The organism is Dyadobacter sp. BHUBP1 (assembly GCF_050587785.1).
Lineage (GTDB): Bacteria > Bacteroidota > Bacteroidia > Cytophagales > Spirosomataceae > Dyadobacter.
Map to the genome: position 1 here is coordinate 346,082 of NZ_JBOBIH010000004.1, position 16,067 is coordinate 362,148.

General features: G+C 52.5%; 12 protein-coding genes and 1 pseudogene. 3 read left to right on the top strand and 10 right to left on the bottom strand.

The genetic code is table 11. The features are described from left to right. Positions 1-4: 4 nt before the first annotated feature. The 4 genes from ACQ4MZ_RS18015 to ACQ4MZ_RS18030 all read right to left on the bottom strand — a co-directional run bounded on the left by ACQ4MZ_RS18015 (position 5) and on the right by ACQ4MZ_RS18030 (position 5,669). Positions 5-2,452 carry an outer membrane beta-barrel protein gene (locus ACQ4MZ_RS18015; protein WP_430846963.1) on the bottom strand — a complete coding sequence of 816 codons (2,448 nt, stop codon included), beginning with the start codon at positions 2,450-2,452 and terminating at the stop codon, positions 5-7. Between the two features lie 94 nt (positions 2,453-2,546). Continuing rightward, entirely contained in the window at positions 2,547-4,193 is a 1,647-nt protein-coding gene (locus tag ACQ4MZ_RS18020; RefSeq protein WP_430846965.1) for a M56 family metallopeptidase, read from the bottom strand. Between the two features lie 12 nt (positions 4,194-4,205). Next, positions 4,206-4,592 carry a BlaI/MecI/CopY family transcriptional regulator gene (locus tag ACQ4MZ_RS18025; RefSeq protein WP_106593925.1) on the bottom strand — a complete coding sequence of 129 codons (387 nt, stop codon included), beginning with the start codon at positions 4,590-4,592 and terminating at the stop codon, positions 4,206-4,208. Between the two features lie 81 nt (positions 4,593-4,673). Beyond that, positions 4,674-5,669: a GlxA family transcriptional regulator gene (locus ACQ4MZ_RS18030; protein ID WP_430846967.1), complete on the bottom strand. Its 996-nt coding sequence runs from the start codon at positions 5,667-5,669 to the stop codon at positions 4,674-4,676. 126 nt (positions 5,670-5,795) lie between these two features. On the opposite strand from ACQ4MZ_RS18030, the gene ACQ4MZ_RS18035 reads away from it, so the two are divergent. Further along, the gene (locus ACQ4MZ_RS18035) at positions 5,796-6,302 is read left to right on the top strand and encodes a DUF1569 domain-containing protein (protein ID WP_430846969.1); all 507 of its coding nucleotides are present in this window, start codon (positions 5,796-5,798) and stop codon (positions 6,300-6,302) included. 74 nt (positions 6,303-6,376) lie between these two features. Here the strand turns inward: ACQ4MZ_RS18035 and ACQ4MZ_RS18040 are convergent, their stop codons facing one another. From ACQ4MZ_RS18040 to ACQ4MZ_RS18065, 6 genes are all read right to left on the bottom strand, one after another. Further along, positions 6,377-7,972 (bottom strand): RagB/SusD family nutrient uptake outer membrane protein, encoded by a 1,596-nt coding sequence (locus ACQ4MZ_RS18040; protein WP_430846971.1) that lies wholly within the window; start codon positions 7,970-7,972, stop codon positions 6,377-6,379. A 30-nt stretch (positions 7,973-8,002) separates the two neighbouring features. Further along, entirely contained in the window at positions 8,003-11,488 is a 3,486-nt protein-coding gene (locus ACQ4MZ_RS18045; protein WP_430846973.1) for a SusC/RagA family TonB-linked outer membrane protein, read from the bottom strand. Between the two features lie 160 nt (positions 11,489-11,648). Beyond that, positions 11,649-12,656, bottom strand: a complete 1,008-nt coding sequence (locus ACQ4MZ_RS18050) for a FecR family protein (protein WP_430846975.1) — start codon at positions 12,654-12,656, stop codon at positions 11,649-11,651. A gap of 168 nt (positions 12,657-12,824) precedes the next feature. Continuing rightward, positions 12,825-13,403, bottom strand: coding sequence for an RNA polymerase sigma factor (locus ACQ4MZ_RS18055; protein ID WP_430846977.1), 579 nt, complete (start codon positions 13,401-13,403; stop codon positions 12,825-12,827). A 100-nt stretch (positions 13,404-13,503) separates the two neighbouring features. Continuing rightward, positions 13,504-13,980, bottom strand: a complete 477-nt coding sequence (locus tag ACQ4MZ_RS18060; protein WP_430846979.1) for a group II truncated hemoglobin — start codon at positions 13,978-13,980, stop codon at positions 13,504-13,506. Positions 13,981-14,023: 43 nt separating this feature from the next. Beyond that, positions 14,024-14,488: a GNAT family N-acetyltransferase gene (locus tag ACQ4MZ_RS18065; protein ID WP_430846981.1), complete on the bottom strand. Its 465-nt coding sequence runs from the start codon at positions 14,486-14,488 to the stop codon at positions 14,024-14,026. Between the two features lie 100 nt (positions 14,489-14,588). On the opposite strand from ACQ4MZ_RS18065, the gene ACQ4MZ_RS18070 reads away from it, so the two are divergent. Further along, entirely contained in the window at positions 14,589-14,861 is a 273-nt protein-coding gene (locus tag ACQ4MZ_RS18070; protein ID WP_430846983.1) for a hypothetical protein, read from the top strand. 58 nt (positions 14,862-14,919) lie between these two features. Then, positions 14,920-15,942: pseudogene (locus tag ACQ4MZ_RS18075) on the top strand (alkaline phosphatase family protein); the annotation flags it as partial. Positions 15,943-16,067: the final 125 nt, after the last annotated feature.

Sequence of the window (16,067 nt, forward strand, 5' to 3'; positions counted from 1 at the left end):
ATATTTAGTTCTTAACCCGCTGCTCTTCGCTCCCCGATCCGCCGACGTTCCGTTTCCGTTTGCCGGAAGTACCTTTGGCGAAGTTGTACGTGAACGATGCTACCAGCACTCGCGTGTCGGCATCGTTGTAATAACTGGCCTGGGCGTTGGGAATGTTGAGAATGCGGCCGTTCGGTTCCAGCGAGCTGAAAACGTCGCGGAGTGAGAGTTTGACGATGCCTTTGTCTTTCATCACTTTTTTCTGCACAGCCGCATTGACGAGGAACAGATCGTGCTTGTCGAACTGCGCGCTCTGGCTACGGGTAATGTAAAACCCGCTTAACTCGGCGCTCCACCCGTTTTTGAATAGAAACTGGTTGTTGGGACTGATGTAGCCGTAGGTCGAGCCGGTAGTGCGGTCGGGGTTGCCGGGCATGCCGCGGAAGTTGTTACGGATGAGCTCGGCGTAAAAATTGCAGGTCCACCAGTTGCCCGCTTTGAGCCGGGCAGTCAATGTGATACCACCCCAGATGAGCCTGCTGATATTGCCCGTCCGGCTGATGAAAACATTTCCTGCCTGCTCGATTACCTCGCCCTGCATGTTCCGGGTGTAGTTATAGAGGATCGACAAATTGAACCTGCTTTTATAATTGAACGAAAGTTGGAACCTGTTGCCGAGTTCCGGTTTCAGGTAAGGATTGCCGGCGAAATAGGAGAATTTGTCCAGTAAAAAAACGAAAGGGTTCAGGTCTTGATAATAGGGACGGCCGATCCTGCGACCATAGGAGAAATTCAGGTGCGTTTGGTTGGTGTCGAGTTTGTAGCTGATGAAAAGCGTTGGGAAAATGCTGGTGTAATGCAGTGTAAACGACGAATCCGGCTTTACCGCATTGCCCAGCTGATGCCCGTACCCATTCGTACTTTCCGCACGCAGGCCAGTTTGGAGCGAAAGCTTCTTGAAATCCCTGTTGAAGTTCAGGTACGCGGCATTGATGTTTTCGGTGTAGCGGAAGCGGTTGGTTTTGTCGTAATCGACCGCAACGGTTTCTCCCTGGTGCAAAAAGTAGTTAGCCGCATTGTCGGTTCGGACCAGGCTGGATTTAAAGCCTGCCCCAACCCTTACTTTTCGCAGCGGGTGTTCGTAGTCAGTTTTGGCTGAATAAATGGCTATGGAAGAGGGAAGATCGGTAGTGATTTTTTCTTGTCTTTTGAAGGCACCGTCGCCCTCGAAGAAATCGTTGATAAACGTCTGGCGGGCGCGAATGCGGTAGTCAATGTAATCCAGATCGAAGGTCAGCAGCTTTCCGGTGCTGTCGTACTGATGGCTGAAATTGAGGTTGATACCATGCTGCCGGAAGCAGTTCCTGTCGCTGTTGTCGGCCCGGATAAGGGAATCGGCCACACCGGCGGCATTCCTGACCACGCTGCTCACGGGCCTATGCTCGCGCGACTGCGTGTATGCGCCCGTGTACACGAGGCCCCAGGTAGTCTTTTCGCTGGCGTAAAAATCGAGCCCGGTTTTCAGGTTGGTAGTCCGGCTTTTGGGGTAAAAAAGAGTGGTTTGGTCAAACGACGACCGTAATGCATCGTTTTCGCCGTAGTACTTGCGTTCAATATCGAGCCGGCGCCACTGGTCGGTGCTATTGAAACTGGCATTGGTGAAAAAATTGAAGCGGTTGCTGCGGTAGTTGAGATTCAGGTTCTCATTATGCCGCCAGTATTTCGATCTTGCCGGACTGAGCGTAATGCTGCCATTCAGGCCGCGGACCTTGTTTTTGCGCATTCTGATATGGATGATCCCCGCACTCCCGGCCGCGTCATAGCGTGCGGGAGGGTTCGTGATTAGCTCGATCTTTTCGACGGAATTGGCCGGCAGTGATCGCAGGTAGGCTGCCAATGCCGCCTGCGAAAGGTAAGTAGGGCGGTTGTCAATGAGCACGAGTACGCCCGCCTGGCCTTTGAGGCTGATAGCGCCGCTCTGATCGACCATTACGCCCGGCGCTTTTTCCAGTATTTCCAGCACATTGGCACCGGCATTCGAAATCAGCGCATCAACGTTCAGTACCGTCCGGTCGATCTGGTATTCCACGAAATTCTTTTGCCCGGTAACTTTTACTTCGTCGAGCCTGAGGTTGGCGGGGCGTAATAGGATGGTGCCGAGGTCAATCGTCTCTTGCCCGTTGGAAATATCCAGTTGGTTTCCGCTAAAACTTTGAAAACCCATCATCGCGACGGTTGCGAAATAGCGCCCGTTTTTAATGCCTGTAATAAAAAATGTACCGTCCCGCGCAGTAATCACTGTTTTCACCAGGCTGGAATCTGCGGCATAGAGCACCGAAACGACGGCGCCTTCCAGTGGCGCGTTGCCGCTGTCGACTACTTTCCCCTTCATTTGGGCAAATGCATTCCCCCATGCCGCCAGCAGGGCAACGGCAATCCACAGGGTGGTTCTCACCCGGCCAATCGTTTTCATAATGTGATGTTAAGGTTGTGTTTCGTGACTGACAGGCATAGTTTGCCCGTCTTACCCAAAGTAAGTTTTTGGAATACGCGTGTACGGATCCGGATTAATGGTGGCTCCCGTAGGTGAAGTCGATCACATCGTCAGGTTTCGGAAGCACCGCATCCAGTACGCTTTTGAGAACCGATTCCGGCTGTTTTACGCCGTTCACGACCAGCTCATGATTGGTGATCCTGAAATCGATATTGTTACGGGAAATTTCGATGCCCTGCCGCTCGATAGCGTCCATGATCTTGTCGTTGATCGCCTGGCGCTTGATGCGGACTGGATTGGGCCGGTATTCGGTCCGGTACGTCTGCAAGGGCTGCGCTTTATACGTTTGCGTGTAAGGCTGCCATTGCACAGGCGCCAGGCGCACATTGGCGGAAGAGTCGATATCCAGCGGCGCAGACAGCCGGTTAAGCGGGCCTGTTGTCTTTTGCAAAGGTTGAAGCGTGTCCGGTCGCGTCAGATTGGGGTGGTTTGCAACTCCCTCTGGGTTCTGTATGGCCTGTTTCTGTTGTGTGTTTGATTTGTTAATGGGTTGATTGTCAGTATTATCTTGTTTGGCGTTGCCTGGCTGTCGGTAAATTTGGTTCCCTTGGCTGGGCGCAGGTTTTTTTGCATTATCGGCTCGTTGAACGGGCTTTGCATTGCTTTTTTTGGGACTCGTTTGCAGGCCGTCGGACTGTGCAAAGAGGACAGAAAGCGCGAAAAATGCCAGCATTGCGACCAGCAACACGGTTTTTTCCGCTGCTCCCAATGTCGAGTTAGTGCGTGAGGCAATGCGTTTGGCGCGCTGTACCAATCCGCCTTTTCCTGAGAACGCTAGTTGGTATACGTCTTCGTTCAGTTGGTATTCACGGAATGACAGCAGGGCGTGGATATAAACCGCCTGGTTTCCGGAATGCCTCAGGGCCATGTCGTCGCAGCAATTTTCGCGCTCCTCGCGAATGAGCCTGGAAATCCAGAGAATGCCGGGATTGAAGAAGAAAAGGAGCTCGATGATCCGTTGCAGGAAATTAACGAAAAAGTCGAGGCGGCGAATATGTGCGAGCTCATGGAGCAGCACCATTTCGATCTGATCCGCGGGAATGGACGTGATCACGCCCAGCGGTACGAGTATCACGGGTTTGAAATGCCCCAGTACCGTCGGAACTCTCACCAGGCCGGACTGAAATATCCTCACATGCTGCGCAATGCCCATGGTTCGGGCAAACTCACTCACGCGTTGCTCCCAGTAGCTGCCTATGCTGTAAACCTGCTGCGTTTTGAGCTGATGCAAACGGTAAAGCCCCAGCGCAAGCCCAGAAATTTTGACCAGTACAATGAAAACCCAGAGCCACGTGATCGTGTAAATGTTTTGCGCGAGAAAGCCTGTGGCAATGCTGACTATGCTTTGTGAATGCGATATTTCCTGGATCGAAAATGGCCCATTATGAACCATATAGGTTGCATGAGTGTCAGGGGCCTGCGTTTCCGCGGAAACAGCGGAATCCGACAGCACAAATGCAGCTGCGGTACCCACGATGAAGAGCAAAAGCAAGCCGGTCAGTAGGTTATAGCGAATCTCCGGCCGGCTGCGGCGGGTACAAACGACCACGGCCGCTGCCAGCAACGCCGCAGCAGCACCAATCCAGAGTGAATGGCCCAACGCCACCCCGATCTGCCGGATCAGGGCGTAGGTGGTTTCGGAAGTGAGCAGATTTTTCATGGCTGATTTGATTTAGGAATTCCCTTTTTCCAATTGGTCCAAAACCGCCCGAATCTCGTCCAGCTCTGCTTTGGAAGCTTTTTTGTTATCCAGCAACTGCATCACCAGGTTGCTGGCCGAGCCGCCGTATAAATGGTCGACGAAGCGGTCGAGTAGGAGGCCTTTCGTTTTTTGCTCTTCTTCGACCGCCTCGTAAACATGTTTCATACTGCGCTCATCGCGCGAGAGCATGCCTTTTTCGGCCATCAACTGCATTTGTTTGAGGGTGGTGGTGTAGTTCACCTCCTTGAACGTATTCAGCTGGTCGTGCACAAAGCGCACGGTGGAAGGCCCGTTCTTCCAGAGAATGGTCAGGATATCGAGCTCAGCTTTTGTGGGTTCGGCTTTTTCGGAACTCATGGCTATGAAAATTAAGTACATACCAAAGGTACGATTAAAATCGTACGATGCAAATGGTAGGGTGAATTAATTTTAAAAACCCTAACGCAACAGCGTTTCCGTATTGTACCGGTTCCGGTACTCGATAGGCGTGAGGCCGGTGATCCGTTTGAAAATGGTCCTGAAAGTTTTGAGATCGTTATACCCGACGTCGTAGGTAACATAGGCAATGTTCGATTCGCCGGCTTCGAGGGATTTCTTGGCGGCTTCGATCTTGATTCGCTGGATGTATTCGATCGGGTTCAGGGTGGTAGCGCTTTTGAAACGGCGGATGAAATTCCGCTTGCTCATATTCACTTTGCAGGCAATCTGTTCGACCGAAATGTCGGTCTTGAACTCGTTTTCGATGTAGGTTTGTGCCCGGTGAATGTCTTGGTCGCTGTGCCCGCGGTGGCCGGAGAATATCGTGAAAATGCTTTGCGACGTGCGGCCGTAGTCGAGGGCATAGTACTTGCTCAACGTAATGGCGGTCTCTTTTCCGCAAGTCTTTTCGATGAAATACAGGATGGCGTTCAGTGCCGAGAAGCCGCCGCCGCCCGTAATAATGGCCTCCGACTGGGTAACGATCCGTTCGGGCCTGAAATTGACGAGGGGATACCTTTTCCGCATGTCGTCCATCGCGCCCCAATGGGACGTGGCCGGCATGCCGTTCAGCAAGCCGCATTCCGCAACAAAATAGGCGCCTGTACAGAGGCTGATGATCTGCGCCTTGCGATGATATTTCTCCGCCAGCCAGCCGGTGAGCTTGCTGTATTTTAGCAACAGTTGATCCATATCGGCGCCCTCGGCATTCATCGGTGGTACAACGATCACGTCCGTTTCAAAATCATCGGCCAGCGTTTTCCCGCAATGAAATTGCACGGGGAAGCTGAGCTGCACATCGTGAAGATGCACGCCCACAAGGTCTATTTCAAAAGGGGCCGTTCCGCCGTTTCTGACGACCGCATCCTTTGCGCCGGTCAGCAATGCGACGGTGCTCGACAGTGCCGTCAAAAGCACATCTTCATACACCATTACAGAAATGTGTCTTGTACGCATAGGTCAGCAGGTTTATTCAAAGCTATGACAAAGATGGCACAAAATACACCTTTGATTGTCATTTTTACACGCCGGTCAGCTTTTCGGCCCGTGCTAGTTTTGCATCATCACAAAACGAAACAAACGATGAAAACGATCTTTGATGCGGCCACCCGGGATGAATTGATCAGAAGGATACAGTCACTCGAGAAAAACAATGCGGCGCAGTGGGGTAAAATGAATGTGTACCAAATGACGAAGCATTGTACCATCTGGGACGAGTGGGTATTGGGCGTCCACCAACCGAAATATAAACAGCAATTAATCGGGTGGATTTTTGGCAGGATGGCCCTGAAAACGTTCGTAAAGGACGACCGCCCCATTCAGAAGAACGCGCCGAGCAGCCGGCCCTTTATCGTCAAAGAGCTGGATGGCGACCTGGAACTGCAAAAGAAAGCCTGGATCCGGTGTATTGCCGCCTATGAGCACTTTTCCAATCCGGGTTTTATTCATGATTTTTTCGGCAGAATGACGCGGGAGGAAATTGGGATATTTGCCTACAAGCATTCGGACCATCATTTACGACAGTTCGGAGCTGTCGATCCTTTGACAAATCCCGCCGGGCACCAACTTTCCGGGCTCGCCTTCGAATGAGAAGGCAATAAAAAACCACAGTGTTCGGAAAGCTGAGCTCTTTTACACTGTGGTTTTTCAGGATTATGTGCCGACTAGTTCCAGCCGTTAGCTATGTCTTTGGCCACGTTGGGATTGTAGTTCTTCTCTACGTCGGGGATCGGCAGAAGGACATTTTTGTCCTGGAAAGGCTGCTTGCCGTCACCCGGCTCGGCGGCACGTTGCGCGTTGATCGTCTGCTTAGCAATTCCCCAGCGGATGAGGTCGAAATACCGGCTTTGTTCGCCGCAGAGTTCTACCTGGCGTTCGCGCATAATGAGCTTCATCGCGTCGGCCTGAGCGCCCAGGGACGTGTACGCGACGGCACCCGAGCGCTTGCGAACCTGGTTGATCAGCGCCAGCGGATCGGCACCGGCTTTGCCTTGCTGAATTTGCGCTTCCGCGAGCATTAGCAGTACATCGGCAAAACGGATCACCTGCCCGTTGATGGAGCTTTGCGGCCCGCCGTAGGAGGCTACTTCATTATAATACTGGTATTTTTTCCAAACATAATATCCCTGAGGATCGTCCGCCTTGAACGGGAAGTCGATCGGGCCGCCGGCACATTTCTGGCAATACTGGGTGTCGCCGCCGCTTTCCTTGCTGCCATAGAAAGTGAATTTCGCACGCGGGTCCACGTAGTGGGCGCCGGTAGCCGGGTGAGGATATTGGAACGATTTAACAGTCGTAGTAGGCACGTACACATTGAACCAGTCCTTGAAACCGTATTCCTGCGCGCGGTCGGAGTGGGTGGCTTTACCGCCCCATGTTTCCTGCCCGCCGAAGACGTAGTACTGATTACCAATGCCCCAGTCGGTCCATTTGGCATTCATGATCTGGAAAATGTTTTCGGGGCTGCTCTGGTTCGTCGAGCTGAACAGGTTCTCATATGACGGATCGAGCGAGTAGGTGAAAGGAGCGGCCGTCAGCTGCGCCAATGTGGTTTCGGCCTGTACCCACTTTTTCTGATACAAATAGGATTTGCCCAGCAATGCTACGGCCGCACCTTTGGTCGCCCTGCCGAGGCCGGTGGCCGCGTCGTACGACACTGGCAAATCGGCCGCTGCCAGTTTCAGGTCGTTTTCGATCGTAGCCCAGATCGCCTCCGCCGATGACCGGGAAGGGTAGTTGTTGGCTACGGTGCTGTCGTAGGCGGTGATCAGCGGCGCTTTACCCCACAAGTTGACAATGTTGAAGTAAGCGTATGACCGCAGGAACCGCGCTTCGGCGATGTATTGCTTGGCAGCCTGCTGGTCGGCTGCAGCGGTGGGGTTCCACACACCCGCCCGGTCGATTACCACATTCGACCGGAGGATCAGCCGATACAGGCTGTTCCAAAGCTGGCCGATCTGGGCCTGGCTCGTGCCGAACGAGTAATCGGCAAGCTGGGCCATGTCGCCTTGCAGGTTGGTCGTTTTCTTGGCTTCATATCCGAGCAAATCGAAAATGAAGTAGTACTCCCGTGCCCAGAGGCCATTGTGCAGCAATGTCGCGTAAGTGGCGACGACGGCCTGGTTCAATCCTTCGGAAGAGGTAAAATAAGTGTTATAATCGTAGGCGCTCTGACTTTCCAGTTCCAGTTTGGATTCATCGCAGCCGGCCAGCTGGAAAGCGGCAATCAGTCCTGTCAGAAAATATATGATCTTTTTCATGTTCACTTCAAGTAAGTTTTCTTCTAACCATTAAAACCCAAGCTGCAAGCCGCAAAGCAATGTTCTTGGCTGCGGCAACTGCTGGCGGTCGTCGATGCCGCGCGAGAAGATGAAGCTGCCGCCGTTCTGGGTGCTTACCTCGGGATCATAACCTTTGTATTTGGTGAAAGTCAGAAGGTTTTGCGCTGCGGCGTACACGCGGATGCTCTTGAATACCTTGCCGCCGCCAATGCCTTCGATCACGCCTTTGGGCAGGGTATAGCCCAGCGTTACGTTGCGCAGACGCAGGTAGGCGCCGTTTTCGAGCCACCAGTCGGACGGGCGCAGGTTACCGTCGCCTGTTGCGCTTTGTCCCGCGCGCGGGAGCTCGGCCACATCGCCGGGCTTGCGCCATCTTTTCAGGATTTCGGTAGAAGCATTGTGGCCCGTCGATTCATTCTCGGTTACGAACTTAAATGCATTCACAATTTTCAAACCGGAAACCCCCGAGACGACCACATTCAGATCGAAGCCTTTGTAGTTCACACCGGCATTGAAACCGTACACGATTTTCGGGATAGGGTTACCCAGGATTTTCTGGTCGGTGGAAGTCACCTTACCATCGCCGTCGAGGTCTTTGAAAATAAAGTCTCCGGGAAGCAGGCCCGCCTGATATTTGGTAGTGGCGTCGCCGGCCTGCTCGGCCGCTTTGGCATTCAATGCGTCGATTTCCGCCTGGTCTTTGGCTACGTGAGAAACTTCATAACCAAAAAACGACCCGATCGCCGAACCCGCAGCCGTGTAGGTGAATGTAGGGAGATTACTGAATGCCCCTGCCTGGATAGGCGCAGCAAACTCGCTTCCGAGCGAGTTGACGATGTTTTTGTTGTAGGCCAGGTTCGCGCTCACATTGTACTGGAACCCGCCACGGGCCTGGTCGCGGTAGCCGACTGAAAACTCAACGCCCTTATTCTGCGCACTGGCTGCATTGGCATACTTGCTGGGTTGCCCACCGCTGCCCGATGCCCCGGTGCTTCCGGAAACCGGCACGCTCACGAGCAGACCGGAGCTTTTGCGGTTGTACCAGTCAACGGTGACGCTCAGGCGGTTGTTGAGAAAGCCGAGGTCGAGACCGATATCGGTCTGGTCTGTAGATTCCCAGCGGATGTTCGGGTTAGACAGCGTGTTAATGGTCGTACCGGGGTTAAATCCTTCATTGGTACCCAGTGAATATACGAGATTACCGTTGGGGCTTCCGCTGTAAGTAAGCACAGAGGTCACGCCAGTGGTAGGGATCGTGTTATTACCCGTTCTGCCTAATCCGACCCGTATCTTGCCATCGCTGAGGAAATTCAGATTGTTTTTGATAAATGCTTCATCGACAAAGCGCCAGGCAAGACCCAATCCGTAGAAATTTCCGAAGCGGTTGTTGGCACCGAAGTTCGAAGCACCGTCGCGTCGGAAGCTACCTGTAAGAATGTACTTGTCGTCGAAAGTATAACCCAAACGTGCAAAGTAGGAGATCACCGACGAGCGTGCATAGCCATAATTGGAGCCCGTAACGGCCTGTGACTGCGCCACGCTGATGTTCTGAATGGCGTCGTTCGGGATTTTGGTCCCGGTCGCATTCAGGCCCGACGAATTTCCCGGATCGAGGTAGCTGTTACCGAGCGTCGCCGAAACACTGTGTTTTCCGATTACTTTATTATAGGAAAAATAGTTTTCGAGCGTGTAAAAGGAATAGTTGTTGAAACCCAGCGTCGCCTGTTGCGGGTTAGTCAGGTTGTTTCCCCCGGTGTAGCCGTATTGATAGCTCCGGTTCTTGCCACCGCCGATCTCGGCCGAAAGCTGCGTGCGGAATCGCAAGCCGGCAATGATATCTACTTCGGCAAAAACCTGGGGAAAGAACACAAACCCGGTATTAACGGGGTGGTTCAGATTAATGGCGGCAAGCGGGTTGTTACCATTGCTGAAATCGTCGACGTTGGTCGTGTTGGAATAGCCGCCCGGAATCGCGGGATCGTAAATAGGCTTGTAGGGCGCGTAGTAAACCGCGTCGGAAATACTGGCCACCTGGCCGTCGTCTTTTGTGTAGCGGATGTTCAGGTTTTGCCCCAAATGGAAACGGCCCAGGGTTTCGTCCAATGCAAAACGCGCATTCAGCCTGCTGTTGGAGAAATTCCTGACAATGGCATGCTGTTTGATATAACCCAATGAAAAATTGTAAGCCACTTTTTCGCTGCCACCGCTGATATTCAGATCGTTTTGGGATACGAGCCCCGATCTGAAGATCTCTTTCTGCCAGTCGGTACGATCGGTGGTCACTTCCGAAGTACTGAACTTCGGCGGCAGGGCGGAATTGGTAGTGGCCGCGAAATCTTTCAGGAGGTCGATGTACTGCGAAGCATTGAGCAAATCCAGCGTTTTCCAGGCTTTGGCAACGCCCCATTGTGTATTGAAATTGATACGCGGCGCACCCGATTTGCCTCTTTTGGTCGTGATAATGACTACGCCGTTGGCAGCGGCAGAGCCGTAAATGGCTGTGGATGAGGCATCTTTCAGGATAGTGATGTTCTCAATGTCCTGGGTTGCCAGGGTATTGAACATCGTTTTGCTGCCCTGGATACCGTCGATCACATACAAAGGATCAACACCAGTGAAAGACCCGGTACCGCGGATGAGGATCTGGGCATCCGAGCCCGGCGTGCCATTCGATTGCAGCACCTGCACACCCGCCGACTTTCCGATCAGCAGCTGCGAAGGGTTGGTAGCGGTGGTGGCACCGGCGTCTTTGGAAGAAACAATATCCACCGAACCTACCACGTCTTGCTTCCGCGAGCTTCCGTAACCGATTACGACTACTTCGTTCAGTGACTTGTCGTCCGGAACCATCGATACGTTGATCACCGCCCTGTCGCCAGCCGCGATCTCCTGCGTTTTATAGCCTACAAAACTGAATATCAGCACGGCTTCCTGGTTGCCGACCTCGAATTCGAAGTTACCGGAAGCGTCTGTCAATGTACCCTGCTGAGTGCCTTTCAGGCGCACGCTCACGCCCGGAAGGCCGCCGCCGTTTTCGTCGCTCACCTTGCCTTTCAGCACCTGTGCGGGCATGTCCCTCATTTGTGCAGCGGGTTGGCCGGCACTTTGGGTTTGCTGTTCCTTGCTAGCTTTGAGTAGGATACGCCCCGACGGAGTGACGTGATAAGAAATCTGAAGAGGTACCAGCAACGTTTGCAATGCAGCCGCCAGTTTCTGGTTGACGACATGGATCGCGACCGGGCGCCCGGCGCGGATGGCCTTATTGCTGTACACAAATTTTACGTTCGCTTTCTGCTCCAGCTGGTCGAGTACCGTCGCCAGTTCCACTTTGTCGGCATGGAGCGTTACGTTCCGTTCCAGTACCTCCTGTGCCTTGCTCACGTGCGCGGCGTAGGTGAGGCTGGAAAAGACGATTGAAAAGATAAGCTGGGCCAAAGAAATTCTCATGAGCAAGCAAAGCGATGCCCGGTTTTTTCGGTATCGGTTTTTTTTCATAGTTTAGAAAGGTTTTTTATAACTAATGAATACCCTGCTGCCGCATCTTGGCGGATTTCCGGCAGTGGGACAACGGACCGGCAGGGTAGCTTTCTGCCGGTTTCTTTTTGGACTTTGGGACAGGTTTAATGCATACGACGGTATTTAGGTGAAACAAAAATCACTTGCAGCCGGGAGCCGAAACCACAATGCGCGTTCCCTGAACCTGGTAGGAGCCGTCGTTCGACTGGCAAATCAGGTCTAGTTGGTCAAACAGCGACATATTGGTGAGGTCACCGGTAAATGTGCATTCATTCGCGGCCTGGCCCGATACGACGATATCCACACCGTAAGCATCTTCCAGCCGCTGAATAACTTTGGGTAATACCATGTTCTTGAAAATCGCCGGGGGCAGCTCCGCGTGGGTGGCGAGCAGTACCGGTTTGTCCACGAGCCCCGTCATCAAATGTCCGCTCTCCTCGAAGTAAGTCACGCGCTGGTTCGGGGTCAGGATCACTCCTTTGTGCAACGGGTGCTTCGTTTGAGAAGCCGGTTCTTTGGTGCCGATGCTCTCGTTTTCGAATACGGAGACCTTCCCGGATACCACTTCAACCTGCATTTGGCGCTCTTCTTTTCCCTTTTTTACCCAGAAACTGGTTCCGAGCACGCGGGTCACAAGCTTTCCGCTGTACACGAAAAACGGGCGGCGGCTGTCTTTGGTAATACTAAAAAACGCGTCGCCTTTGAGCTGAACTTCGCGTCTCGAGGTTGAAAACTGCCGGGGATAGGAGAGCCGGGCCCCGGGCGCGAGGGTTACCTCACTGCTATCGCCCAGTGTGACGCGCATGGGCCGGGTGGTGTTGTTAGCGGTTGAAATCTGGTCTCCCCGGTTTGCTTCGAACAACCACAGCGACACGATGAATACAGCCGCAACCGACGCCAACATGCGCACAACGACAGGCGACAGGCGCGGCAAAAATGTTCTGATCCTTCCGGATGCTTTTCTTTCGTGTTGGATGGCACTCCACATCCGGGCTTTCAGGACCGACTTTTCGCTATCCGAGAGTTCGGTTTGCGGTGTGCCGCTTTGCATTTGGTCATACCAGACATGGATGCGTTCTCTTTCCGCGGGAGTGCACTTGCCCTCGCGGTACTTCAAAAGCAGATTTTCAATTTCGTCGTAACTCATAGGTTCAGGGTTGGCTGGTTCAGGATGCTTGTTTGCCTGATTCAACCTCTAAACCGTATTGATCAGGGGTAGTCCCTGAATGTTTTTAAAATACCTTTGAAAATTTATGTAAAGTGGAGAATTTGGAGTCAAACTTCCTTTAAAAATCCAACACCTTGGAAATGGGAGTCAGGAGAAAATGCTTAGAAGCAATAGGAGCAGGGTTTCGTTCAGGTACTCGCGGACCACCTTGGAAGCCTTGGCTAAATGGTACTCGACCGTCTTCTCGGACAAGTGCATGAATTCCGCGATCTGGGCAACGGTCCAGTTCTCGACCCGGCTCAGTTTGAACATTTCGCGGGTTTTGGCGGGGAATGGTTTGAGGCCTTCGTCGATGTTGCGGAGCAGTTCGTTGTAAGCGACTTCGTCTTCGGTATAATGCTCATGCTGGCTTGCGAATGCCTGATAATAGGCCAGGTACCGGCTTCTCGGCCCGGCCTTCCGGATGTGGTCGATTACTTCGAACCGCACGGCCGAAAAAAGGTAATAATTCAGCGTGGTGGTCCGCAGGTTCGCGCGCTCGTTCCAGAGGCGTGTAAAAATGTCCTGCACAATCTCTTCCGCAATGTGCCGCTGTCCGATTTTGTGAAATGCGGCTTTGTACATCGGGTACCAGTACGCGTCGTAAATAGCGGTAAAGGCCCATTCCTGCCCTGAGCATAAAGCTTCCAGCAATTGCTGGTCAGAAACTCGTGGGCTGTCCGGCATTTCAGTAAAGAGGTGTCAAGTTTACGTTTTTTGACAAAGTTATATTTTTTAGTTTGATATTCATATTTACTCCTCGTGCAACATTGATGGGCGTCCTGATTCATCCCAGATACGGACCTCCCGGCACGCCCCAGCCCCATTTAGGCATTGGTTCATCGGGGTTCATTTGCAGGTCGTCACTGTTTGAGTTGATAACCGCGATCCGTGTACCCCATTCGATGTAGGCCACGAATGCGGAACGGAACTCCGGATCAGCGGGAAGATTGATTTCATCGGCCGTCTCCAGAAGCAACCAAACCCAGCGTTGCCGGTGCTGCTCGGTAAGATGTTTGGCCAAATGCTTTTGGATCATTTTGAAATGACTGCCTTCCGAGGTGCTATACCACTCCGGGCCACCCAGCACCTCGGCAACGAAATGCGCCACATGCACCTGATGATCGGGTGACATATGTTTGAAGACCGGTTCCAGAAGCGGGTCTTTCAGGACTTTTTGATAGAATAGATGTGTCAGTTTTTCAAAGACGGGCATTCCGCCGGCCCAGTCGAATAATGTGGGGATTGAGGTGTTTTGCGTCATGGCAAATAATTTGGAAGTATTGTTTTACTTGTATTGGAACCAGTCATGGTATCAGAATCATATCGTAGCGGTCGAGGCCCGGCGCATAAAAGTCCCGGGTGATCTGGGTAATGCGGAATCCCAGTTTTTCAAAAAACGGGAAGCTCAGTTGTGTGGTATCGAGGATTACGGACGCACCCGGGCAAAGTTCCTGAATTTTGTTTAAACGAAAGATTAACAGCTGCTTTCCGATACCTTTGCGATGAAATTCCCGCGCTACCATGCCCCACACAAGTCCGGCCGTGCCGGGCTGGTTATCTGGAAAATAAAATCCTGCGCACGCCGCGATTTGACGCTCGATTTCTACCACGTAATAGAAGGGCGTATCCTCGTTATCTGAGCCCGACAAGCCATTGAGCAAATCTTGGAACTCTGCCTTTTCATGATCTGCAAAAAACTCAGGATGATTGCCTTCGAATGCCCGGATACACCCGGAATAATCGGAAGACTGGTAAGGACGAATGGTCATTTCAGCGGTAAGAGAACGTTTATGCCCAAATTTATCACTTTTTAGTTCCGCAAGAAACGGGTTTCGGCAGGGCCGGATTCCCCCCGATCATTCCACGATCGTGAAGGCCCCGCGGGATTTGGAATGTCCTGTACACCTGGGAGCGGCGTTCGTCGCGATTCATCCGTTTGCCGCCGAAACGGGTATCGGGAACATCCGTAGCGTGACGCTGGAATTAAAAATTCTCCGGGTCCATTTAGACGATTCGATTGTTTCCGATGAGAATCCCGATCATGTGGATCCTGATAAATGGCGGCCGCTGATCATGAGCTTTCAGCAGTTTTATGGATTGGGAGCGCAGGTACACTCTTCCAAACTGGCATGCGTTCCATAGCGGCTATACCGGACTAATGACACTGAATCGATGAATAGAGGAGCTTAATAATTAGTTAAAGCATGCCATCGCGAAGGAGTTCGTGCTACTGGATAACTTTTATGTTGATGCAGAAGTAAGTGCGGATGGACACAACTGGTCCTCTGCGGCTTATGCCAACGATTATGTAGAAAAAAACTGGGTCACCAGCTATGGCGGCCGCGGTGGTACCTACGACTTCGAAGGTCAGAAGGAGATCGCACACCCGCGCGACGGGTTCATATGGGACCACTGCCTGCGGGCGGGCGTAAGCTTCCGGACCTACGGATGGTTTGCCGACAAGGAGAAACCCAATATCGCCACTCTGAAAGGCAGGTTCTGCCCGACTTTCAAAGGATATGATCTCGGTTATAAGGATATTGATCGTGAAAAAGCCTGGGAACAGGATTTCGATAGTCTGGTAGCCCGTAATGCATTACCCCAATTGAATACACTGCGCTTCGGTAACGACCATACTTCCGGCGCAGCCGTGGGTAAGCCTACGCCCTATGCCGCTGTCGCGGACAACGACCTGGCCGTCGGCCGTTTTGTAGATCATCTTTCCAAAAGCAAGGTTTGGAAAGAGTCGGTGGTATTTATTCTGGAAGACGATGCGCAGAACGGACCGGACCACGTCGATGCGCACCGTTCTATTGCATTTGTGGCGGGCGGCATGGTGAAGCGCGGATTTGTAGACCACACCATGTATTCTACTTCGGGTATGCTTCGCACCGTGGAGCTGATTCTCGGCCTCAAACCCATGAGCCAGTACGATGCCGCCGCAACGCCTATGTGGAGATGTTTCAGCCCAAAGGCCGATGGGACGCCTTTCACTGCCAGGCCAGCTAATGTGGACTTGGAACAACGAAATGTGGCCGCGAATAAAAATTCCCAAAAATCGGTTCAGTTCGACCTTTCCAAACCGGATGCCATCGACGACCTCGTTTTCAGTGAGATTGTCTGGCAGACCGTCAGAGGCGAAAATAGTGTCATGCCTGCACCGCGCCGCGGAGCTTTCGTGCGGCTGGGGAAAGGTGAAGAGGATGAGGAGGACGATGATTAAAAGGCTGGCTGTTCTCCCCGCAAAGGGATAGCAGCCGGTCTCTTAATTTGCTGGCCTGAATGAATTCTTTCTACAATTTTTCAGTACGAATTGTGTAGATTTTTGCTGACTTTTCGCTCCTGATC

Coding starts and splice junctions, on each gene's coding strand:
- ACQ4MZ_RS18015 (WP_430846963.1), bottom strand. CDS start 2,452: ATGAAAACGATTGGCCGGGTGAGAACCACCCTGTGGATTGCCGTTGCC.
- ACQ4MZ_RS18020 (WP_430846965.1), bottom strand. CDS start 4,193: ATGAAAAATCTGCTCACTTCCGAAACCACCTACGCCCTGATCCGGCAG.
- ACQ4MZ_RS18025 (WP_106593925.1), bottom strand. CDS start 4,592: ATGAGTTCCGAAAAAGCCGAACCCACAAAAGCTGAGCTCGATATCCTG.
- ACQ4MZ_RS18030 (WP_430846967.1), bottom strand. CDS start 5,669: ATGCGTACAAGACACATTTCTGTAATGGTGTATGAAGATGTGCTTTTG.
- ACQ4MZ_RS18035 (WP_430846969.1), top strand. CDS start 5,796: ATGAAAACGATCTTTGATGCGGCCACCCGGGATGAATTGATCAGAAGG.
- ACQ4MZ_RS18040 (WP_430846971.1), bottom strand. CDS start 7,972: ATGAAAAAGATCATATATTTTCTGACAGGACTGATTGCCGCTTTCCAG.
- ACQ4MZ_RS18045 (WP_430846973.1), bottom strand. CDS start 11,488: ATGAAAAAAAACCGATACCGAAAAAACCGGGCATCGCTTTGCTTGCTC.
- ACQ4MZ_RS18050 (WP_430846975.1), bottom strand. CDS start 12,656: ATGAGTTACGACGAAATTGAAAATCTGCTTTTGAAGTACCGCGAGGGC.
- ACQ4MZ_RS18055 (WP_430846977.1), bottom strand. CDS start 13,403: ATGCCGGACAGCCCACGAGTTTCTGACCAGCAATTGCTGGAAGCTTTA.
- ACQ4MZ_RS18060 (WP_430846979.1), bottom strand. CDS start 13,980: ATGACGCAAAACACCTCAATCCCCACATTATTCGACTGGGCCGGCGGA.
- ACQ4MZ_RS18065 (WP_430846981.1), bottom strand. CDS start 14,488: ATGACCATTCGTCCTTACCAGTCTTCCGATTATTCCGGGTGTATCCGG.